Raw genomic sequence first — 20,903 nt, forward strand, 5'->3', positions numbered from 1 at the left:
CCCCCTGGAGTTTGCCGTTCATGAAGGTCTACATTTCGGCCACCCAAAAGGACCTGCTGAAATACCGCTTGGCCGTACACGCGGTGGCCCGTCGGCTGAAGATCGAGGACGTCGCCATGGAGGCGTACGGCGCCGACGTCAAGCCGCCGCTGGAGCGCTGTTTGAGCGACGTCCGGGACTGTGACCTCTACCTGGGCCTCTTCGCCTGGCGGTACGGATTCCGGCCGCCCGGCCAGACGTCGTCCATCACCGAACTGGAGTACCGCGCCGCGCTCGCGGCCGGAAAGCCGTGCCTGGTCTTCCTGCTCGCCGAAGACGCGCGCTGGCCGGGCGACATGATGGACCGGGGTGCCGACGGCGACCGGATCCTCGAACTGCGCCGGGAGCTCAAGGAGCACCACCTGTGCGACTTCTTCTCCAGTGTGGACGACCTGACCGCCAAGGTGATGGCGGCACTGACCGACGTGCTCAGCGGGCGGTCCCCGGTCCGTGGGCCGGCCGATCCGGGCACCCACCTCCCAGCGGAGATGCGGGCCCGCTACCACCGGAACCTGGCCCTGATGTACGAGACGGTCCCGGTCGATGCCGTCTCACCCCGCCCCACCATCGGATACCTGACCGTCGGACTGCCGAAGGTGTTCGTGGAGCCCCGCGTGCACGAGGAAGCCCGCCCGGAGATGCCACTGGCCTGGTGGCGCCCGGCCGGGGCCACCCCGGACGCCGACGACGCGGGGCTGCCCGGGGTGGTGGACCCCGAGGAGGTGGAGCGGCTGCGGGAGGAGTACGCGGCCAAGGACGCGCTGTTGCTGTTCGACGTGGTGTGCGATCCCGCCCGGCGGATGACCGTGCTGCTCGGCGACCCCGGATCCGGAAAGTCGGCGGTCGCCCGCTACCTGGCGCTGGTGCTGGCCGGGGTCTGCGCCGAGCCCCGGTTGGCGGCGCTGGACGGCCACCTGCCCGTGCTGATCGAACTGCGGTCGTACGCCACGCACCGGGGGGACGGGCGGTGCGACGGCCTGCTGGACTACGTGGGCCACAGCCAGCAGATGGGCCTGCCCGGACTCGACCAGAAGGTGCTGGAGTCGTATCTGCGCCGGGGCGGCCGGGCGCTGTTCCTGTTCGACGGCCTCGACGAGGTGGTCGACCCGGCGCACCGGGAGGAGGTGGCCGCGCAGATCGCCACCTTCACCAACGAGTACCCGGGGGTGCTGACGGTGGTCACCTCACGGGCGGCGGGATACCTGCGGCAGACCTTCGCCAACGCCGGTTTCGACCACTTCACGATCGAGGATCTCGACGACGAGCAGATCGCCCGCTTCCTCGGCAACTGGTACCGCTACGTCATGCCCACCGAGGCGGAGGCGGAACGGCAACGGCGGCAGCTTCTCGACGTGGTGCGCAACTCCCGGGCGATGCACGAGATCGCCGGCAACCCGCTGCTGCTGATACTCATGGCCATCGTCGGCCGGGGCCACCCGCTGCCCCGCAACCGACGACGACTGTACGCACACGTCACCGACGTCCTGATCTCCGAGTGGGACGTCACCAAGCAACTGCGGGAAAGCCACGGCGAGGTGTCGGCGCTGGATCTGAGAGCAAAGCACCGGCTGCTGCGCCAACTGGCATTCCGGATGCAGTTCCGGGAGTCGGGGCTGGCCGGGAACTGTATTGAATCCGACGAGTTGGCACTCATCTTCCGGGACCACCTCGTCACGTTCTACAGTTTCGGCAACGAGCGGGCACTGGCCATGGCCCAATCGATGATCGACAAATTGCGCCAGCGGAGTTTCATCCTGGAGCGCTACGGGCTGCGGCTGTTCGGGTTCGTGCACCGGGCGTTCCTGGAGTTCTTCTGCGCCGAGGAGATCGTGGACGGAATCGAGCACGATCCGGGCTCCTGGGGCCCCGACCGGTTGCGTTCGCTGTTCCGCGACCACTGGGCCGACCCGTCCTGGCGGGAGGTGCTCCGGCTGGTGGCCGGCGCACTGCCCGTCCCGACCGCCAACGACCTGATCGTCCGGCTCGCCACCGAGGGAACCCGACCCTGGCCACCGCTGAACCTGGCCGGTCCGCCCTGGAACCTGGTGCTCGCCGCGCAGTGTGTGGCGGAGGCCCCGCAACCCGCGGACCTGGCCGAGGCGGGCGAGGCCGTGCTGCGCCAGGTCGTGCTGCTGGTCGAACACGGCATCTCCGCCGACGATCCCCAGCTGGTGGAGCTCACCGAGCAGGAGCTGCTCTCCTCGATCCGGGCGCTGGGGCCGGACTGGCCCGGCCGGACGACCTTCCTGCACTGGTACCGCCGCCGTGGGATTCGTACCAGTTGGCACACCGGCTCTGCGTTCGCCACCCGGATCGCCGCCGCGCTCTCCACCGCCGACGAACGGCTGGAGGACCTCCTCCTCGTGGAGCTGGGTCAGGGCACCGAGCGGCACGCCCACCTCACCCTGGTCGCCGGTCTCGCCGAGGCCGCCGCCCGGATGGACTCCACCGGTCGCCGCCGGTACCGGGACCTCCTGCTCGCCCAGGCCCGGGCCGAGGTCTCCACCGCGGTGCGCCAGGCCGCGGTGCGGGCCCTGGTCACCCACTTCGGTGCCGACCCCGACCTGCCGGACGTGCTGCGTGAACTCGTCGACTCCGCCGACCTCGCGGTACGCGCGCTGGCCGTACAGTCCCTCGGCGGTCGCACCGGACTGTCCGACGACGTCCGCCAGCTGGTGGTCCGGGCCACCAAGGACCCCGCCGCCACGGTCCGCCGGGCCGCCGTCGGGGTGCTCACCGCGCGCCTGACCGAGGTGCCGGACGCCGCCGGGGCGCTGCGGCGACTGCTCGACACCGACCCCGACCCGGGGGTGGCGCAGCGGGCGCTGGAGGGCCTGCTGGCCCTGCCCGAACAGGCCGCAGCCACCCGCGCCCGCGCGCTGCTGCGGGTGGACGGTGATGCCCCGGACGAGGTACGGCGCTGTCTGTTGACCACCCTGCTGCCGGGTGCACCGGGCCCGGACGACATGGGCCTGCTGCTGAAGCTGGTCGGCTCGGACAGCTCCGCGCGGCTGCGCACGGCGGCGGTGCGGCTGCTGGCCTCCGGACCTGATCCGGAGGGGCGGTGCCGGTCCCGGCTGGTCGAACTGATCGGACAGGACGAGGAGCCGTCCGTGCGGGCTGCGGCCGTGACCGCGCTGATCGACCGGGACCGGGCCGAGGAGACCGGGCGGACCGTGGTGGCGAAGGCGGCCCGGGAGGACGAGGACGCGACGGTACGCCTGGCGGCGGTGCGCGCCCTGGTCGACGCGTACCCGGACCACCGCACCGGGGAACTGCTGCTGGAAAGCGCCCGCCGCGACCCGACGGCGAGTGTCCGACTGGCCGCCGTCGACCTGCTCACCGGGCGGCTGCCGATCGGCCTCGCCACCCGTACCCTGCTGATCGGCCGGGCCTGCGAGGAGCGGGACGCGCTCGTCCGGTTGCGGGTCACCCGGAGCCTGGCCGGCCTCGCCGACCCGCCCGAGCCGGCGGTGCGGGAGTGCCTGGCCGAACAGGTCAACAGGGACCCCGACCCGACGGTGCTGCGCGCGGCGGCCGAGCCGCTCGCCCGGCACGACGGCTCCGACGGCCTGCTGGAGACGCTGTGCCGGCGGGCGCGGCGGGACAGCTACGGCGGCATCCGGCTGGCCGCCGTGCAGATGCTCGGTCGGTACGGCGGCTCCGACGCGGTGACCGACGTGCTGTTGGAGTGCATCGACCTGGACACCGACCCGGCCGTGTTCGACGCGGCGGTGTGCTGCCTGACCGGGCAGAGCCCGACGTCCATGGCGGTGACGCTGCGGCTCATGCGTCGTCTGGCGGACACGGATCCGGCGATCCGCGCCCGGGTGGCCGCCGCGCTCGGCGAGCACTTCGGCGCCGACCCCGAGGTGCAGGTGCTGCTGGTCGGTCTCGTCCGCGACGACCCGTCCCTCGAGGTCCGGCGTCGGGCGGCCGAACAGCTGGGTGCGAGCCTGGCCGGCCGGGTGGAGGTGCCGGAACTGCTGCTGCGCCTGGTGGACGACGACGACTGGGAGATCCGCCGGACCGTGCTGCTCGCGTTGACCCGGCACCACTGGCGGGACCCACGGACCCGGGAGTTGCTCGTGCGGCTCACCCGCCGGGGGGAGGACGACAGCACCCGCCGGCTGGCCGGTCAGCTGCTGGCCACCCTGCCCGCAACCAGGCCCGACGACTTCCTGTGACCGGCCCATGGGCGGCGCTTCGCGACGGCTTCTGATCGACCTCGTCAAATACCATGGGCCCCATGACGGACCCGGTCGTCGGCTCGCCCCGCCGGGCTGGCTGGTGGCTGCGAGGGCTGTTCGGTGTCATCGGCGTGGCTGCGCTGATTCTCGGCTACGTCGGCTTCGAGAGCCTGCTGCGGACCCGGCCGGAGACCGTACACGACCGGTTCGACGTGCTCTACTACGATCTGCAGCTCTTCGTGTTCGGTGCCGAACCGTTCCAGAACCCCGGCCCCTATCCGTGGCAGTTGCAGGTCGCCCGGTTCGCCGCCCCGTTGTTCACCCTCCTCGCCGTGGCCGAGGCCAGCCGGTTGCTGCTGGCCGCCGAGAGCCGCCGCCTGCGTGCCCGACGAGCCCATGACCATGTCCTCGTCTGCGGTGACTCCCAGTTCGCCCACATGCTCGCCGATCGGCTCTTCGCCGACGGAGAACGGGTGATCGTGGTGCGTTCCACCCCGTTCGGCCCGTTGGAGTACCGCCGCCGCCGGTATCTCGGCGTCATCGGTGATCCGACCAGCGCGGAGGTGCTGCGCGGCGCCGGTCTGCCCCGGGCGCACACCATCTACGCCTGTGCCGAGGACGACGACCGCAACCACGCCATCGCCAACACCGCCAGCCGGCTCGTCCGGGGCGGACGGCAACCACCACGGGTCTACGTACTGGTCAACGACTCCGAGATGTGCCTGTCCCTACAGGCGCGGCGGCTCGGTGCGGCCGGATCCAGCCGGCTGCGGCTGGACTACTTCCACGTCGACGACGTCGCCGCCCGCGCGCTGTACCGGCACCATCCCCTGGCCGGCGCGGCCGACCGACCCACCCGGCTGCTCATCGCCGGCACCGGCGGCTTCCGCCGCGCCCTGCTGACCGAGACCGCCCGGCACTGGCGGGCGTGCCGGGCGCAGGCACCTGCCGGTGTCGTCCTCCCACCGCTGCGGGTGGACCTCGTGGCCCCCGACGCCAGCGCGGAACTGGAGGTCGTGACGTCCCGCTACCCGTTCATGGGCACCGTCTGTGAGCTGACCGCGTACGACGGGGACCTCGACGGCGTCGCGCTCGGCCGGCTCGGCTCCGGCCGCTACGATCGGATCTACGTCTGTGCACCGGAGGAGATCAGCGGCTTGCAGTTCGTGCTGGATTCGCCCGGTCTCTGGCAGGGCGTCGAGAGCTGCGTGTTCGTGCCGGTCTACCGGCAGGCGGCGTTGGCCGCGGCCTTCCACGGTGACTCCCGCCATGACCTGCTCGACGAGGTGCACGGCAAGCTCCGCCTGTATCCGGTGCTGACCCGCGCCTGTGACGCCCGGCTGATCGGCGACGACCTCACCGAGCGGCTGGCCCGCCTGATCCACGAGCGCTACCTCGACGCGCAGCAACGAGCCGGGCTGCGTCTCGGCGACACTCCGGCGATGGTCGACTGGCCGCGACTGCCCGAGTCGCTGCGGCGGGCCAACCGGGCCCACGTCCAGGACATCGCCGCCAAGCTGCTGAACCTCGGGTGCGTGGTCGCGCCTCGGCGTGGCGGCACCGGTGACGTCTCCGCCGGGGAGGCCATCGACGACCGGATCGAGGTGCTCGCCCGGCTCGAGCACGAACGGTGGTGCCGGGAACGGCGGGGGGAGGGCTGGACGTACGGCGAGTCCCGCGACGACCTCCAGCAGCGGCATCCCGCCCTGCGGGCGTGGGACGAACTCCCCGCCGAGGTCCAGGAACGCAACCGCGAGGAGATCCGGGCGCTGCCCGAGGTGCTGTCCGACAGCGGCTTCGAGCTGATCCGGCTGGTGACCGGGGTGCCCGCACCGCGGAGAGGACCGGCGGATGTCAACTGATGCCGGGCTGGAACGTATCGGCGTGACCGGGCACATCCACCTGACCCGCGACACCGAGGTGCTCGTCGCCGCCGCGCTCCGTGCCGAGCTGCACCGCATCGGCGACCAACCGGTGCGTGGCGTCACCTGCCTGGCCGGTGGCACGGATCAGATCTTCGCGCGTACGGTCCTGGACCTGGGCGGCACGTACGAGGTGATCCTGCCGGCCCGGGACTACCGGGAGGCGGTCATCGCCCCGGGGCAGCGGGCGAGCTTCGACGAGTTGCTCGACCGGGCGGTGGCGGTCGTGCACACCGGTCACGACCGGTCGGGCACCGCCGCCTTCGTCGCCGCCAACCGGGAACTGGTCCGACGGGTGCAGCGGCTCGTGGCGGTCTGGGACGGCGAGCCGGGCTGCCACGCGGCGTCGACGGACCGGACCATCGACCGGGCCCGGCGTCGGGGCATCCCGATCTCGGTCCTCTGGCCCGCCGGTGCCCGTCGGATGCCCCCCGGGGCGTACTGAACCGGGGATCCACTACCTGTCCACGGGGGCGACCTACCCTGCCTGGCAGGACATCGAAGTGTTTCGAGTTTCGGCGGGTACCGGCGGCGGCCGTCGCGTCGATCGGCGCGGTCGCGTTGGTGGTGGCGCCGACGACGCCCGCCTCGGCCTCCACCATCCGTGCCGGGTGGGTGCAGCTCTGCCCCTGGGCCGGTCCTCGACCCGGGTGCCGACTGCTGGTGGGGGCCGGTGCCGACCGGCAGCGAGACCACCCTGATCTCGGTCGTCGGGCACTTCAACACCAGCACCGACACCTTCGCGGTGATCGGCCCGAACCGGAAGTACGAGACGTTCTACAACGGCGTCACCGGGATCGGCATCGCCGCCGAGGGCACGACCGCCTCCGGTGGCCGCAAGGACGCGCACTACTACCGGTACTGACCCACCCGGAACAGGGGAGACGTTCATGGTCCGCGCTGCCCGCGTACCGCTGGGGCTGTTGCTCATCTCGACGGTCGTCGTGCCCCCGCCGTCGTCGGCGCAGGCGGCGGCACGGCCGGCGGGGGTGCCGCCGTCGACAGGCGGGGCGGCGTCGATCGTGGCGAGCATCCTGCTGTACGGCCTCCGACATGTCCTCGGTGACCGGTACGTGCCGTTCGACGCCGGTACCTGACCGCGCCCTGCGGCAGCGCCGGCTTGACAAGCTGCCCCGTCCGGAGTGGACGATGGGACGTGAGAATTCTTGTGGTGGGCGGCAGCGGCCTGATCGGCACCCATGTGGTCGGGGTGCTGCGCGGGCGGGGCCACCGGGTGACCACGGTGGCCCGTACCGCCCAGCCGGGCGTCGACCACCTGCTCGATCTGGAGTCCGCCGCGATCGACGACCTCCGGCCGTTGCTCGCCGGCCACGACGGGGTCGTCCTCGCCACCCGGGCGGACGAGCAGCGGGTGTTGCGCCGACCGGCCCACCCGCTCCTGCGCCGGGAACTCGTCGAGCCGGTGGTGCGCCTGTTCACCGCCGCCCGCCAGGAGGGGCTCACCCGGGGGGTGGTCATGGGCTCCTACTACACCCACTTCGACCGGTCGCATCCACAGTGGGGTCTCGCCGCCCGCCACTCGTACATCCGGTGTCGGTGGGAACAGGCCCGGGAGGGACGGGCCGCCGCCGGCCCGGATCTGCCGGTCGCCGTGCTGGAGCTGCCGTTCGTCTTCGGTCGGGTCGGCGACCGGCTGCCCAACTGGGCCGGTCCGCTGGACCGGTGGGCACGGTCCCGGGCGCCCCTGGTCGTCCCCGCCGGCGGGACCGCCACCGTCTCGGCGCACAGCGTGGCCGACATCGCGGCCGACGCGCTCGAACAGGCGCGTGGCGGCGACATCCCGGTCGCCGACGAGAACCTGAGCTGGGTGGAGATGATGACCCGTATCGCCGAGGCGGTCGGCCGCCCCCGTCGGGTCGGTCGTCTGCCCGCCGCAGCCGTCCGGGCCTCGCTGCGCTGCGGCGGTCTGCTGCACGGTCTCGCGGGCCGGGAGGCCGGGATCAACCCCACCCACTTCGCCGACCTCCTGCTCGCCGAGTTGTTCCTCACCCCGACCACCGGCCGGTCGCTGGACCCGGCGCTGCGCGACACCTTCACCGCACCGGCGTCGGCGGTCGGCGGAACCCACCCGTGACCGTCGCCCCGCCCCGTTGGCCACTGCGCAGTCCCGTCGGGCTCGCGGCGGTGTCCCTGAGGATCGCGGCGGTCATCGGCGTCGCTCCGGACCTGCCGTCCGAGCCCTCCGGTGTCTGGCAGCCACCCGCCGGCTATGTCGATGCCGCCACGGTCACCCTGGACAACGGTCGTACGCTGCGGCTCTGGACGGGATCGTCGGGTTACTACGTGGAGAGTCTCGTCGCCGGTCGTTCCGCGGCGGCGGTCGGCGTCAGCGGCGGCGGCCCGGAGTACGCGGCCAGCGAGATCCTGGGTGGCCTGGTGGGCTATCTGCCCCTCCAGGATGCGCGGACGGTCCTGGTCGGGTCGTCACCGGGTGTCCGGGCGGACGTCCACGCCCCGCAGTTCCTGGTCGCCGCCACCGCCGTCGACGTCGCCGATCAGCACGTCCGGCTGACCGTTCTGGACGGGACGGGCAGGACGCTCGTTCACACCATGGTGGAGATCGCCGGACGCGGGTGACGCCGCTGGTCGGGTCGGCGGGCCCGGCCCCACCTCCGGTGCCGACCCGGACCGCAGCGGCGACGCGCCGCGCGGGTCGTGCCCGCAGCGGCGCGTCACCGAGACCCGCTGTGCCGGTCGTCGGGCGGGACGGGTCAGCTGCGGCTCCACCGTTGGCTGGCGGCACCGTTGCAGTCCCAGATCTGGGTACGCGTGCCGTTGGCGGTGCCGTTGCCCACCAGGTCCAGGCAGCGGCCCGAGCCGACCGCAGTGACGGTGCCGTCGGCGTTGAAGCGCCACTTCTGGTTGGACTGGCCGTTGCAGTCCCAGATGATCACGGAGGTGCCGTTGGCGGTGCCGGCGTTGTTGACGTCCAGACACTTCGTGCCGTAGACCCGCAGCTCCTGGCTGCTGGTCGACGTCCACGACTGGTTGGTCTGGCTGTGACAGTCCCAGACGATGGTGGTGGCGCCGTTGGTCTGCGCCGCGCCGTTGACGTCCAGGCACCGGCCGGCGGAGACGCTGCGCACGGCCGAGGTCGTGCCCGGCGGGGGCGTCGTCGGTGGGGGAGTGGTCGGCGGTGGGGTGGTCGGGGGCGGCGTCGTCGGTGGCGGGGTGGTGGGCGGGGGCGTGCCACCGCCGGTGACCAGGAACATCGCCGCGCCGTGCGCCGGCACCGAGGCGCTGATCGTGCCGGTCGACGTCGAGTTGCTGTGCGCCCACAGGTCCCGCACCGCGTAGGACGACGCGCTGCCGAGGCCGAGCGCGCTGGCCGTGGTGGAGACCGTGGCCGTGCCGCCGCCCCGGTTGAGCAGCACCGTGGCCACCCCGCCGGAGGACATCGGCTTGCGCCAGACCTCCAGGTCGCCGGAGTCGCTGATCTTGTAACCCTGCCGGCCGCCCCAGTCCTGGTTGACCGCGATGACCTCGGTGTTGGTCAGGATGGTCCGGGTGGCCGCCGACATGGTGCGCAGGTCGTTGCCGGCCAGCAGCGGGGCGTTCAGCAACGCCCAGAGGCTGAAGTGGGCCCGCGACTCGGTCTCGGTGGGGCCGTTGCCGACCTCCAGCATGTCCGGGTCGTTCCACGCACCCGGCCGGGCGTACGACTCCTTGCCGACCTGCTGGTCGAGGATGCCCATGATGGAGTTCCAGTTGCCACCGATGTCACCGGTGTTGCGCCAGGAGTTGCCCACCGCCGCACCCCAGGTCCAGACGCTGTCCTGGCCCCAGTTGCACAGGCTGTAGAGGATGTTGCGGCCGGTGGCCGCCAGCGCGTCCCGCATCGCGGTGTAGCGCTGCTGTCCGCTGCGACCGAGGTGGTCGCCGCAGTTGTCGTACTTGAGGTAGTCGATGCCCCAGGACGCCCAGAGGTTGGCGTCGCGTTGCTCGTAGTTGATGCTGGCCGGGTAACCGGCACAGGTGGTGGTCCCGGCCGAGGAGTAGATGCCCAGCTTGAGGCCCTTGCCGTGCACGTAGTCGGCGAGCGCCTTCATGCCGCTGGGGAACTTCGCCGGGTCGGCGACCAGGTCACCGCTGGCGTTGCGCTGCCTGGTCGACCAGCAGTCGTCGATGTTGACGTACTCGTAGCCGGCCGCCGCCATGCCGCTGGAGACCAGGGTGTCGGCGGTCTGCCGGATGAGCGTCTCGTTGATGTTGCACCCGAACGAGTTCCAGTCGTTCCAGCCCATCTGCGGGGTCCGGGCCAGGCCGTTCTCCAACGCCTGCGCGGGCGGGGCGGTGCCGAGCACCACCGTGCCGGTGACCACCGCCGTCCCGAGGGTCGCCGCCAGCAGTACGGGGGACAGCAGGGCGACTTTTCGTCTGAACATGTGCACGCTCCTCGCCGGGGTGCAGGCTACGGGCCAAAATGCATCGACGATTGCCAACGTAATTCGTCTGACATATCGCGTCAACACGTGACGGCCGACCCGGCCGGTCCGCGCGGCCGGGGCCGGAGGGGCGGGAACGTGGCGCGCTGTCGTCGCCGGAAGCGGGGGGTCACGGCACCTCGGGGCTGCACACCTTCCAGACGCCGTCCTGCCGCGCGACGGACAGGTGCACCGTCCGGGGCGCCCGGTCCGGGTAGTCGACCTCGGCGACCACCGTACGCAGGGTCGGCGTCTCGCTCGGACGCTCGATGGTCACGTCGGTGATCCGGAACCCGGTCGGCCCGGACCCGGGCGTCGCGCGGTCCACCCAGGCCGCCCGCGACTGCCGCCGCCGGTCCGCCGCGCACAACAGGTCGTACGCGCCGCCGAAGTCACGCCGGACCACGGCGGACAGGTAGGCGTCGCCGGCCGCGCGCATGGCGGGCTCGTCCCTGCTGTCCTTGCGGTAGAGGTAGAAGCCGCTGGCCGGCACGCCGCAGCAGAGCAGCGCGGCGACGCCGAAGATCGTGATCAGGAAACCGCGGGTGGAGATGTCCGCCTCGGTGGCCACCGCACCGACGGTACGGGCCACCGGCAACCCCGGTCACCGACGCATCCTCCGGCCGGCGGGGAGGCGCGCAGACATCGACGGGGGCGTCCGGTGCGGACACCCCCGTCGACGAGCCTGCGGTCAGGAGACCGAGGCGGGGAACCGCTCCCAGACCCGGTGCGCGGCCATCAGGCGCTGCGCGTCGGCGAGCACCCCGGCCCCGGAGTCCCCGGTCACCACGCCGGGAGCGCCGGCCACCCCGGCCAGCTCCAGCACCCGTACGCCCGCGCCCCAGCCGCCGATCACCTTGGCGTGCCGCCAGCACTCCTGCACCAGCAGCAGCACCCGGGGGTCCACCACGGTGGCGTCCGCCGCGCCCGCCTTGGCGTCCCGCGCCGGCAACGCGTCGGGGGCCGGCGCGGGTGCCCCGGCCAGCAACAGCGCGTCCCACTCGACCGACCGGCCGGTGGCGAAGGTCCGCTGCACCGTCAGGCCGCCCACCGTGCCGCCGTGCGCGGCGATCACCAGCGGCACCATGCCGGCGGCGGACACCTCCCGGCGTACCTGCTCGACGCCGTCGGGGTCGGCGTCCGCATCGACCACGATGCCGACCGTCCGGCCGTCGGCCGGCCAGGTGCGGCCGAGCTGGGACAGGGCCGGGCTGGGCGTGACGTCGGCGAGCGGCACGGTCGGCGCAGGCGTCGGCAGGCCCAGGCCGGTGGCCACCTCCGCGCAGAGCACCGGGTCGATGTTGGCCAGGCACTGCAACTGCCGTTCCCGGATCGCCTGGTGGTAGCACTTGCCCAGCTCGAAGGTGTAGGCCCGGATGATGTGCTCCCGCTCCACCGGCGACATGCTCAGCCAGAACAGCCGGGTCTGGCTGAAGTGGTCGTCGAAGGAGGCCGGGTTGGCCCGGACCTTCGGGGCCTCGGCCACCGTGACCGGCACGTCGACGAACGCGTTCTCGGCGTCCCCGGCCGGGAACGGGTTGCCCCCGTCGAGGGAGTTCGGTCGGTAGGGCGCCACCCCGGCGTGCACGGCGTGCTGGTGGAACCCGTCGCGGAGCATGTCGTTGACCGGCGCGTGCGGCCGGTTGATCGGAAGCTGCGAGAAGTTGGGCCCGCCCAACCGGGTGAGCTGCGTGTCGACGTACGAGAAGAGCCGCCCCTGCAACAGCGGGTCGTTGGTGACGTCGATGCCCGGGACCAGGTGGCCGAGGTGGAAGGCGACCTGCTCGGTCTCGGCGAAGAAGTTCGTCGGCGTCCGGTTGAGCACCAACCGCCCGACCGGCTGCACCGGTGCCAGCTCCTCCGGGACGATCTTGGTGGGGTCGAGCAGGTCGATGCCGGCGAAGGTCTCCTCCGGGGTGTCCGGGAAGACCTGGAGGCCGAGTTCCCACTCCGGGTACGCGCCGGCCTCGATGGCGTCGTAGAGGTCACGGCGGTGGAAGTCGGGGTCGATGCCGCTGAGCAGCTGCGCCTCCTCCCAGTCCAGGGAGTGCACGCCCAGCTTCGGCTTCCAGTGGAACTTCGCCAGCACCGTCGCCCCGGCCTCGTCGACCAGGCGGAAGGTGTGCACCCCGAAACCCTCCATCGTCCGGTAGGAGCGCGGGATGCCCCGGTCGGACATGTTCCACATGGTGTGGTGCTGCGCCTCGGTGTGCAGCGAGACGAAGTCCCAGAAGGTGTCGTGCGCGCTCTGCGCCTGCGGGATCTCCCGGTCCGGGTGCGGCTTGCCGGCGTGGATGATGTCGGGGAACTTGATCGCGTCCTGGATGAAGAAGACCGGCATGTTGTTGCCGACCAGGTCGAAGGTGCCCTCGTCGGTGTAGAACTTGGTGGCGAACCCCCGGGTGTCCCGGACGGTGTCGGCCGAGCCCCGGGACCCCAGGACGGTGGAGAACCGGACGAAGACCGGGGTCTCCTTGCCCTTGCGCAGGAAGCCGGCCCGGGTGACCTCCTCGGCGCCGTACCCGGTGAAGACGCCGTGCGCGCCCGCGCCCCGGGCGTGCACCACCCGCTCGGGGATGCGCTCGTGGTCGAAGTGGGTGATCTTCTCGCGGAAGTGGTGGTCCTGGAGCAGCGTCGGGCCGCGCGAGCCGGCCTTCAGGGAGTGGTCGGTGTCGCGCAGCCTGGCCCCCTGCGAGGTGGTCAGGAACTCGCCCTGCTGGCCGTTGGCGACGGTCGGCGCGCCGGTGGCCGCGCCGGTCGGGGTACGGGTCTGCGGTGCGCCCTGCTCCTTCTTGGGCGGCAGCGGACCGTGCGGGGTGGTGGGCTCCTCGACGGTCGGCGGGGCGCTGCCCGGCGCGCCGGGCACCTCGGGGGTCATCAGGTGGGACACCTTCTCGGCTGCGGCGTCCACCACGTCCTTGACGACCTCGGTCGGCTTGCGGGATTCCATCTGGGTGGCACCTCTTTGCGGAGCGGGGAACGGGTGTTCTTCCCCTACCCGGGCATCCCCCCGCAAAACGCGCCGATGCCGCCCGAGGTTTCCACCCTCGGACCCGGTCGCCGTCGCCAGCCGCGCTTCTCGGCAGGGCGGTCGCCTGAGCGCACGGCGGCCGCGTGACGCGGCGCGAGGCGGCCGCGTGGCTCAGCGCAGGGCGCGCAGGGTGACGGCGGTGACCGCGCCGTACGCCAGGTGCGGGACCAGGTCGGTGATCCAGTCGGTGGCCGACCAGGTGCGTGGATCGGTGACCCGTAGGACGGTCAGCGGGCCGTTGGACCCGATCATCGCCAGGCCGGTCAGCGCCAGGACGGACCCGACGGTGGGCAGCCGACGCCCGCCCGCCGCCGCGTAGCCGGCGGCGGCGGCCACCGAGGTGACGTAGCCGAGCAGCGGCCCGAGCCCGGACCGCCGGTTCGGGGCGGTCCGCTGGTCACCAAGGTCGACGTGGGCCAGTTCGGCCAGCCGGCCGGCGCTGTCCTCGGCGGCGCTGCTGGCCGGTCGGGCCCGGATCGCCATGTCGAGGTAGGTGACGGCGTTGAGGGCGGACGCACCGGCCGCGCCGGCGATCAGGGCTCTGCTGGTCGGCGTCATCCTTGCCTCGTACCCGCCGGCGTGGCGATGACACCCGCCGGTGCCGCCCTGCCGGGGCGGGCCGACGGAGGGCCGCCCCGGCACGGGTCAGGAGACCGCTGCCGTCACCAGTTCCCGGACCCGCTTCTCCACCGTGGGGCTCCAGGTCCGCAGCGCGTACGACACCGGCCAGAGGTCACCGTCGTCGAGGTGCGCCGCCTCCTGGAAACCCAGGGTCGAGTACCGGTAGTTGAACTTGCCGGCGTCCTGGAAGAAGACGACGATCTTGCCGTCCTCGTTCGCGTACGCGGGCATCCCGTACCAGGTCTTCGGGGACAGCTGCGGAGCCGCCGTGACCACCGCCAGGTGCACGCGCTCGGCGAGCGCCCGGTCCGCCGGGGCCATCTGGGCGATCCGGTCCAGCACCGCCTGCATCCCGTCGGCCTTCTTGGCGCCCTTCTTCCCCTCGGCGCGCACCTCGGCGGCGCGTTCCTGCATCGCCGCGCGCTCCTCGGCGCTGAACCCGCCGGCATCGGACCCGGCGGCCTCTCCGGCGCTGTCGCCGCCGGACGCGGTGGTCGGTTTCTTCGTGGACACGCGGGCTCCCTCACTGGGTGGACGAGGCGCGGCGTCCTGCCGGCCACCTGGATAAAGGCTATGACCAGGTGACGGCGGTGGCTTCTCGATTCCTGACCGGCCGGGGCCGGCCGGTCACAGGTCCTCGATCCGGTGGGTGGACGTGCCGGCGGTGTGGTGCACCAGCACCGTGATGCTGCCGATCTCCCCACCCTCCGGGCCCGGCCACCACGCGGCCCACCAGCCACCCCTGGTGCTGGTCTGGACGGTCCTGCCGTCGGCGAGGACCAGGTCGACGCCGGTGACCGACGGGCCGACCAGGCCCACGACGTTCGAGTACTGGTCATCACCGTCACCGACCGAGCTGCGCGTCTCCACGTTGACGGTGCCGGCGGCGGGCGGCGGCAGGGGACCGTCCGCCAACGCCAGCGCGGCGGGCCGACCCCCGTCCACGCTCATGCACTCGATCACGCCCGCGCCACGCTGCTGGATCAGCAGGGTGGCCGCCCCCCGCTGTTCGGCCAGGAGCACGTCGGACGGGCTGACCGGCGCCGCCGGGTCGCTGCCCACCCCGCTCGCGGCGCACCGACGGGCCTGCGGCATGACCTGCTCGCCGGTGAGCGAACCGGGCACCGGGGTCCAGGAGGCGAGGGCCCGGTCCATGGATCCCGGCAGCAGCGACGGGACCGTGACCGCCCCGACCACCGCAGCCGCCCCGGCGGCGACCAGGCCGACCGCCCAGCGCCGGGTCGCCGGCCGGCGGGCCGGCGCGGCGTGGGCGGTCGCCCCGCCCTCGACGATCCGATCGACGAGCGCGTTCGCCCGGGCCCACTCGGCCGGAGTCGGCTCGTGTCCACCGGCCGGGTCCAGTACGGCGAGCTGTTCCAGATCCTTCATGACTGCTGCTCCTTGAGTACGGCGAGGGCGTGCGGGCGAACGGCGGCGGGTTCGAGCGCGGCGCGGAGACGTTCCCGGGCCCGACTCAGCCGCATGGCGAACGTCGAGCGGCGACACCCCAGCACGGTGGCAGCCTGCCCGGCGGTCAGCCCGTCGAACGCCACCAGCGCCAGCACCTCCCGGTCGTCGGGCCGCAGACTCCGCCAGGCCCGATCGAGGTCGATCCGGGCAGCGGCGTCGACCGTGCCGTCGCCGTACGCGGGCTCGTCCTGGGCCACCAGCCGTACGTCCAGCGCCTGCCGACGCAGCCAGCTGCGCGTCTGGTTCGCCATCGTCCGGCGGGCCACCGCGAACAACCAGGGCCGGGCGTCCTCGGGCACGTCGTCGAGTCGACGCCAGGCGGTGAGGAAGACCGTCGACACGACGTCCTCGGCCTCGCTGGGCGGGACCCGCCGCTGTACGAACCGCAGCAGGTCCGGGTACGTCGCGGCGTGCACGCCACGGAACCGCCGCTCCCGGACACCGTCGTCACCACTGCTCATGTCTGCCTCTCGATCGCCGTCACACCCCCTACCTGTCCGCCTCCGCCACAACTGTCACACCGGATTCCGCCGTGCCACCCGGCGGGACGGCTGACCGGCCGATTCGTCACGGCGACGACAACTGGCCCGGTGCGCCCGGCACCGTCGGCCGGCCCGGTCGTGGACACGTCACCGTCGATGCGTCTATGGTCACCGCATCCTCCGCCCTTGCACGTCGTCCGAGGAGCGCCATGGGTTTCTCCGTATCCCTCGACGACCTGCTCGGCGACGAGGTGCGCCGCGATCCGTACCCGTACTACGCCCGGCTGCACGAGCTGGGGGAGGCGGTCGCGCTCGCCCCGACGGCCCCGTACGCCGCGGTGGTCCACGGGTACGACGCCGCCCACCGGGTCCTGCGTGATCCGGTGTTCCGGGTGCTCGACGCGGACCACCTGGACCGGGCCGGCCTACGCTGGCGCGACCACGCGGTGATCCGGACCCTACAGGCCAGCATGTTCAACGCCCCGCCCGACGACCACGCCCGGGTCCGCCAGTTGTTCGGCCAGGCGCTGACCGCCCGCCGGGTCACCGCGTTGGAGCCGGCGATCCTGCGCATCGCCGACCGGCTCCTCGACGGGCTCGCCGACGCGGGCGCGGACGGTCGACCGGTGGACTTCATGGCCGAGTTCGCGTTGCCGCTGCCCAGCGACGTCGTCGGCGAGCTGCTGGGGGTGCCCGAGCGGGACCGGGGGTGGTTCCCGTCCCGGGTGCGGGCGTTCGACGCGGTGCTGGAGATCGGGCCGCGCTCGTTCCGGGAGATCCGGGCCGCCAACGTCGCCGCCGAGGAGCTGACCGCCTACTTCACCGACCTGCTGGCCGTACGCCGGGCGGAGCCCCGCGACGACCTCGTCTCGGCCCTCGCCGGCATCCGGGACGAGCGTCCCGACCAGTTGTCGGAGACCGAGCTGCTGGCCAACCTGATCGTCATGTACAACGCGGGGTTCCGGACCACCGCGAACCTGTTCGGCAACGGGCTGACCCTGCTCCTGGCCCGCCCCGACGCGCTGGCCGCGCTGCGCGCCGACCCTCGCCTCGCCCCGGCCTACGTCGAGGAGATCCTGCGGTACGAGCCGCCGGTGCACTTCGCGGTGCGGTACGCCGCGCAGGACACCGAGATCGCCGGACTGTCCGTCCCTCGTGGACGGTCGGTGCTGGTGCTGACCGGCGCGGCCAACCGCGACCCCCGGCGGTTCACCGATCCGGACTCCTTCGACCCCTCCCGCCCGGACAACCGGCACCTGGCGTTCAGCGCCGGGCCGCACTACTGCGTCGGCGCGGCGCTCGGCCGTGCGGAGGGGCGGCTCGTGCTGCCCCGGCTGCTGGACCGGTTCCCGGCGCTGGCGCTCGCGGCGGAGCCCGGCGAACGGCGTCATTTCATGCTGCGGGGCCACGACCGGCTCCCGGTGCGGCTCGCCGATCCGGACACCGATCGGTCCGCCGGCACGGTCCGGGTGGACCTTGCGAAACCGACTTGATTGAGTAAGGTCGATCAAAACGGAGCGGCTGCTCCGGTGACCAGAACGGCGACGGTCACACAGACGTCGTACCTGGTTCCCGGCCGCGTCCCCGGCCACCTGTCACGCTTCCCGCGTCCCCACCGGCTGCCGGGCCCGCCGACGCCGACCTCCGGAAAGGAAACAACGGCCATGACCGACGAGATCCGCGAGTTCCTCTTCGCCGCGCTGACCGAGATGAAGTACGACATCGAGGGCGCCGACGACGACACCGTGTTCGGTCCGGCCGGCCTCGACGTGGACTCGCTCGGCCTCGCCGAGCTGGCGGTCCGGGTGGAGGACCGGTTCGGGGTGGCGTTCGACGACGACGAGGCCGAGGCGTTGGCGATGATGACCGTCGGTGAGTTCTGCCGCGCGGTGTCCCGGCGTATCCAGCCCGCCTCGGCGCACTGACCGTGCCCGCCGCGCCACCCGTCAGGCGGCTCGTCGACCGGTCGGCTGGCCGGGGCCGGTGCTGTCGGGCCCGGAGTTGTCGTCGGTGCGGCCGGAGCGTCGCCGGGGCCGGGCGGGAGGGACGCGCGTGCGTGAGGGCGTGACGGTGACCGGGATCGGGTTGGTCAGCCCGGTCGGCAGCTCCGCCGCCGAGGTGTTCGACGCGGTCTGCGAGGGCCGCTCCGGCCTGCGCAGGCCACCCGAGGGGCACCCGGTCGACGGGGTCGTCGACGTCGCGGCGTTCAGCCCGGACATCGACCCGGCCAGTGTGCTGCCCGGCCCCGAGTCCCGGGTGGTGGACCGCTCGATCGTGATGGCCCTGCGGGCGGCCGAGGGCGCGTTGGCCGACGCCGGGGTCGAGGTGGGCCGGGACGTCGACCCGTACCGCGTCGCCGTCATCGTCTCCGGCGTCGGCGGCCTGTCGACCCTGGCGAGCCAGGTGCTCGCGCGGGCCGAGCGGGGCCGGTTCGGGGTCAGCCCGTACCTGCTGCCCGGGACGCTGCCGAACATGGGCGCGGCGCGGATCGCCATCCGGTTCGGCATCCGGGGCTACACCTCGTCGATCGGCACGGCCTGCGCGTCCGGTGCCCAGTCCCTCGGTGAGGCGCTGCGGATCCTGCGCGCCGACGAGGCCGACATGGTGGTCTGCGGGTCCAGCGAGGCGCCGCTCTTCCCGGCCTTCGCCGACGCGTTCGGCAACGCCCGCGCGCTCGCCCACGGCTGGTCCGACCCGACGGCCGCGAGCCGCCCGTTCGACCGGCGGCGCAACGGTCTCGTCCTCGGCGAGGGGGCCGGGGTGTTCGTCCTGGAGCGCACCGCGCACGCGGTGGCGCGCGCCGCCCGACGGCACGCCGACCTGCTCGGGTGGGGGGCGAACAACGACGCCTACCATCCCACCACCCCACGCCCCGACGGGTCCGGTGCCGCGCACTGCATGCGGGCCGCGCTGCGCGACGCCGGTCTGCACGCCGACGACATCGGCTACCTCAACGCCCACGGCACCAGCACCAAGGCCGGTGACGCGGCCGAGGTCGCCGCCCTGCGCGACGTCTACGGCACGGCCACCCCGCCGGTGAGTTCCACCAAGGGGGTCACCGGGCACCTGCTCGGCGTCTCCGGGGTGATCGAGGCGGCCATCGGCATCGAGGCGCTGCGACGCGGTCTGCTGCCGCCGACCCACAACCTCGACGACCCGGACCCGGCCGACGAGGTCGACCACATCCGTAAGCAACCACGGACCGTCCCGGTGCGCACCGTCATGTCCAACTCGTTCGGGTTCGGTGGCCACAACGTGAGCCTGGTGTTCGGCCCCGCCGCAGGATGACCGCCCGGGGCCGCCCGACCTGCTGGCCCTGCCGGGCGGTCCCGCACCGGGCGGTTCAGCGGATCGTGAGCACCGTCGCGGTGTCGTGCACGCCGACCGTGACGTCGAAGTGCTGGTGCAGCATGTCGGTCAGGTAGTCGAGGTCGGCCACGAGGGGTACCGGCAGCATCGCCCGCTGGTCCGGCGCGGCGTGGGTGGCGACCAGCTCGATCCGGTCGGCCTTGAGCAGCCCCCGGGTCAGGAAGGCCGGCAGGTCCTCGGGGAGGAAGCACCGCCACAGGTCGATGTTGACGATCAGATCCAGCGCACCGGCCTTGAACTGCTGGAGCACGGTGCCGAGCAAATGCGAGTTGGTCGGGCCGGGCGGCGCGTCGTGGTCGAAGGTCTGCGAGTCGGGACCCAGATCCATCGTGGACACCCCGTTGCCGACGACCAGCGCGGCGCGGGTGGCCAGCTCCGCGCGCAGCGCGGCGGGCAGCGCCGCCGGCCGCCCCAACCCCTCCCGCCGGTACGCGTCGATGGCCTGGCCGTAGAGCCGGATCCGGCCCAGGTGCCGCCCGAACGTGTTGATCGAGTACAGCACCTCGACGTCGTAGCGCAGGTGCTTGCGCAGCAGGTATTTCATGTTGTCCATCGAGGCGAGCCCGTTGGACGTCTTGCGGAAGTGCGGCAGATGGTAGGACAGCGCCTCGACGTCCAGCTCGAACAGGTCGGGCCGGGCCCCGTGCAGGTGGAAGATCCGGTAGAAGAACTCCAGATCCTCGAACCCCCACTTGACCATCGTCTCGTCGAAACCACCCACCCGTAGGAACGACTTCCGGTCCACCGACGCGTTGTGGGTCAACCCGAGCACCCAGGGCGCGCTGGGGAAGTCCCGGATCCGTTGCGGATGGGAGATGTCCTCCAGCCGGGGGTCGCCACGCTCGGCGTCCAGCATCTCCGCCCCGATCGGCTCGCCCCGGCGCAACGCGTCCGCACCGGCCCAGTCGAGGTCGTACCGCTGACCCAGCAGGACCCCGGGCCGGCCGTCGAGTGCGTCATGGTGGGCCCGGTGCCGGGCCAGCAGGGTGGGGTGCGCCACCGTGTCGGCGTCCAGGAACAGCAGGGTGTCGGCCCGGGCGCGGGCCGCCGCCGCGTTGCGGTTGGCGCTGCGCCCCCGGTTGGCTTCGCTGCGTACGCAGTCGATCCGCAGCCGGTCGGCAAAGCGCTGCGCGACGGTGGTGAGCGGCACGGCCGAGCCGTCGTCGCCGACGATGACCTCGAACTCGTCCGGCGGGAGGGTCTGCCGGGTCAGTGACGCCAGCGTCGTGTCGAGCGCCGCACCGTTGTTGTGGGCGGGGATCACCACGCTCAGCCGGGGCTGGTCCATGGTCGGCATGGGACTCCTTCGAAAACGCCGGCCAGGCCCCCGTCGC

18 protein-coding genes are annotated in these 20,903 nt (G+C 72.8%); 10 read left to right on the top strand and 8 right to left on the bottom strand.

Features of this window, described 5'->3' with window-relative positions:
• The first annotated feature begins 20 nt into the window (after positions 1 to 20).
• The 7 genes from ACQP1S_RS09310 to ACQP1S_RS09340 all read left to right on the top strand — a co-directional run bounded on the left by ACQP1S_RS09310 (position 21) and on the right by ACQP1S_RS09340 (position 8,749).
• Positions 21 to 4,226 carry a HEAT repeat domain-containing protein gene (locus tag ACQP1S_RS09310; protein ID WP_432905246.1) on the top strand — a complete coding sequence of 1,402 codons (4,206 nt, stop codon included), beginning with the start codon at positions 21 to 23 and terminating at the stop codon, positions 4,224 to 4,226.
• Between the two features lie 62 nt (positions 4,227 to 4,288).
• The gene (locus tag ACQP1S_RS09315; protein ID WP_432905249.1) at positions 4,289 to 6,091 is read left to right on the top strand and encodes a RyR domain-containing protein; all 1,803 of its coding nucleotides are present in this window, start codon (positions 4,289 to 4,291) and stop codon (positions 6,089 to 6,091) included.
• Positions 6,081 to 6,596 (top strand): hypothetical protein, encoded by a 516-nt coding sequence (locus ACQP1S_RS09320; RefSeq protein WP_432905251.1) that lies wholly within the window; start codon positions 6,081 to 6,083, stop codon positions 6,594 to 6,596. The genes ACQP1S_RS09315 and ACQP1S_RS09320 overlap by 11 nt, the downstream gene beginning before the upstream one ends.
• Positions 6,597 to 6,824: 228 nt before the next feature.
• Positions 6,825 to 7,016: a hypothetical protein gene (locus ACQP1S_RS09325; protein WP_432905253.1), complete on the top strand. Its 192-nt coding sequence runs from the start codon at positions 6,825 to 6,827 to the stop codon at positions 7,014 to 7,016.
• 25 nt (positions 7,017 to 7,041) lie between these two features.
• Positions 7,042 to 7,248 (top strand): hypothetical protein, encoded by a 207-nt coding sequence (locus ACQP1S_RS09330; protein ID WP_432905256.1) that lies wholly within the window; start codon positions 7,042 to 7,044, stop codon positions 7,246 to 7,248.
• 59 nt (positions 7,249 to 7,307) lie between these two features.
• Complete coding sequence (locus ACQP1S_RS09335) at positions 7,308 to 8,246, top strand: NAD-dependent epimerase/dehydratase family protein (protein WP_432905258.1); 939 nt, start codon at positions 7,308 to 7,310, stop codon at positions 8,244 to 8,246.
• Positions 8,247 to 8,296: 50 nt separating this feature from the next.
• Positions 8,297 to 8,749 (top strand): hypothetical protein, encoded by a 453-nt coding sequence (locus ACQP1S_RS09340; protein WP_432905261.1) that lies wholly within the window; start codon positions 8,297 to 8,299, stop codon positions 8,747 to 8,749.
• A 134-nt stretch (positions 8,750 to 8,883) separates the two neighbouring features.
• On the opposite strand, the gene ACQP1S_RS09345 is transcribed toward ACQP1S_RS09340, so the two are convergent.
• The 7 genes from ACQP1S_RS09345 to ACQP1S_RS09375 all read right to left on the bottom strand — a co-directional run bounded on the left by ACQP1S_RS09345 (position 8,884) and on the right by ACQP1S_RS09375 (position 16,179).
• Positions 8,884 to 10,557, bottom strand: a complete 1,674-nt coding sequence (locus ACQP1S_RS09345) for a ricin-type beta-trefoil lectin domain protein (RefSeq protein ID WP_432905264.1) — start codon at positions 10,555 to 10,557, stop codon at positions 8,884 to 8,886.
• A gap of 169 nt (positions 10,558 to 10,726) precedes the next feature.
• Positions 10,727 to 11,167, bottom strand: coding sequence for an Rv0361 family membrane protein (locus tag ACQP1S_RS09350; protein WP_141723212.1), 441 nt, complete (start codon positions 11,165 to 11,167; stop codon positions 10,727 to 10,729).
• A 120-nt stretch (positions 11,168 to 11,287) separates the two neighbouring features.
• Positions 11,288 to 13,546, bottom strand: coding sequence for a catalase (locus tag ACQP1S_RS09355; RefSeq protein ID WP_432905267.1), 2,259 nt, complete (start codon positions 13,544 to 13,546; stop codon positions 11,288 to 11,290).
• A gap of 192 nt (positions 13,547 to 13,738) precedes the next feature.
• Positions 13,739 to 14,185: a hypothetical protein gene (locus tag ACQP1S_RS09360; RefSeq protein WP_091251791.1), complete on the bottom strand. Its 447-nt coding sequence runs from the start codon at positions 14,183 to 14,185 to the stop codon at positions 13,739 to 13,741.
• Positions 14,186 to 14,272: 87 nt separating this feature from the next.
• Complete coding sequence (locus tag ACQP1S_RS09365; protein WP_432905270.1) at positions 14,273 to 14,761, bottom strand: iron chaperone; 489 nt, start codon at positions 14,759 to 14,761, stop codon at positions 14,273 to 14,275.
• A gap of 114 nt (positions 14,762 to 14,875) precedes the next feature.
• The gene (locus ACQP1S_RS09370; RefSeq protein ID WP_432905272.1) at positions 14,876 to 15,637 is read right to left on the bottom strand and encodes a hypothetical protein; all 762 of its coding nucleotides are present in this window, start codon (positions 15,635 to 15,637) and stop codon (positions 14,876 to 14,878) included.
• The gene (locus tag ACQP1S_RS09375) at positions 15,634 to 16,179 is read right to left on the bottom strand and encodes an RNA polymerase sigma factor (RefSeq protein WP_432905275.1); all 546 of its coding nucleotides are present in this window, start codon (positions 16,177 to 16,179) and stop codon (positions 15,634 to 15,636) included. The genes ACQP1S_RS09370 and ACQP1S_RS09375 overlap by 4 nt, the downstream gene beginning before the upstream one ends.
• A gap of 230 nt (positions 16,180 to 16,409) precedes the next feature.
• Here ACQP1S_RS09375 and ACQP1S_RS09380 point away from each other — a divergent pair, with 230 nt between their 5' ends.
• From ACQP1S_RS09380 to ACQP1S_RS09390, 3 genes are all read left to right on the top strand, one after another.
• Complete coding sequence (locus ACQP1S_RS09380) at positions 16,410 to 17,693, top strand: cytochrome P450 (RefSeq protein WP_432905278.1); 1,284 nt, start codon at positions 16,410 to 16,412, stop codon at positions 17,691 to 17,693.
• A 171-nt stretch (positions 17,694 to 17,864) separates the two neighbouring features.
• On the top strand, positions 17,865 to 18,125 hold the full coding sequence (locus ACQP1S_RS09385) for an acyl carrier protein (protein WP_091251781.1): 261 nt from the start codon (positions 17,865 to 17,867) through the stop codon (positions 18,123 to 18,125).
• 127 nt (positions 18,126 to 18,252) lie between these two features.
• Positions 18,253 to 19,488 (top strand): beta-ketoacyl-[acyl-carrier-protein] synthase family protein, encoded by a 1,236-nt coding sequence (locus ACQP1S_RS09390; RefSeq protein ID WP_432905282.1) that lies wholly within the window; start codon positions 18,253 to 18,255, stop codon positions 19,486 to 19,488.
• A 55-nt stretch (positions 19,489 to 19,543) separates the two neighbouring features.
• Here the strand turns inward: ACQP1S_RS09390 and ACQP1S_RS09395 are convergent, their stop codons facing one another.
• Positions 19,544 to 20,866 carry a glycosyltransferase family 2 protein gene (locus ACQP1S_RS09395; protein WP_432905285.1) on the bottom strand — a complete coding sequence of 441 codons (1,323 nt, stop codon included), beginning with the start codon at positions 20,864 to 20,866 and terminating at the stop codon, positions 19,544 to 19,546.
• Between the last annotated feature and the right edge of the window lie 37 nt (positions 20,867 to 20,903).

This window comes from Micromonospora matsumotoense, from assembly GCF_050951065.1.
Lineage (GTDB): Bacteria > Actinomycetota > Actinomycetes > Mycobacteriales > Micromonosporaceae > Micromonospora > Micromonospora matsumotoensis.

Coding starts and splice junctions, on each gene's coding strand:
- ACQP1S_RS09315 (WP_432905249.1), top strand. CDS start 4,289: ATGACGGACCCGGTCGTCGGCTCGCCCCGCCGGGCTGGCTGGTGGCTG.
- ACQP1S_RS09370 (WP_432905272.1), bottom strand. CDS start 15,637: ATGAAGGATCTGGAACAGCTCGCCGTACTGGACCCGGCCGGTGGACAC.
- ACQP1S_RS09320 (WP_432905251.1), top strand. CDS start 6,081: ATGTCAACTGATGCCGGGCTGGAACGTATCGGCGTGACCGGGCACATC.
- ACQP1S_RS09330 (WP_432905256.1), top strand. CDS start 7,042: ATGGTCCGCGCTGCCCGCGTACCGCTGGGGCTGTTGCTCATCTCGACG.
- ACQP1S_RS09355 (WP_432905267.1), bottom strand. CDS start 13,546: ATGGAATCCCGCAAGCCGACCGAGGTCGTCAAGGACGTGGTGGACGCC.
- ACQP1S_RS09345 (WP_432905264.1), bottom strand. CDS start 10,557: ATGTTCAGACGAAAAGTCGCCCTGCTGTCCCCCGTACTGCTGGCGGCG.
- ACQP1S_RS09380 (WP_432905278.1), top strand. CDS start 16,410: ATGGGTTTCTCCGTATCCCTCGACGACCTGCTCGGCGACGAGGTGCGC.
- ACQP1S_RS09360 (WP_091251791.1), bottom strand. CDS start 14,185: ATGACGCCGACCAGCAGAGCCCTGATCGCCGGCGCGGCCGGTGCGTCC.
- ACQP1S_RS09385 (WP_091251781.1), top strand. CDS start 17,865: ATGACCGACGAGATCCGCGAGTTCCTCTTCGCCGCGCTGACCGAGATG.
- ACQP1S_RS09375 (WP_432905275.1), bottom strand. CDS start 16,179: ATGAGCAGTGGTGACGACGGTGTCCGGGAGCGGCGGTTCCGTGGCGTG.
- ACQP1S_RS09395 (WP_432905285.1), bottom strand. CDS start 20,866: ATGCCGACCATGGACCAGCCCCGGCTGAGCGTGGTGATCCCCGCCCAC.
- ACQP1S_RS09310 (WP_432905246.1), top strand. CDS start 21: ATGAAGGTCTACATTTCGGCCACCCAAAAGGACCTGCTGAAATACCGC.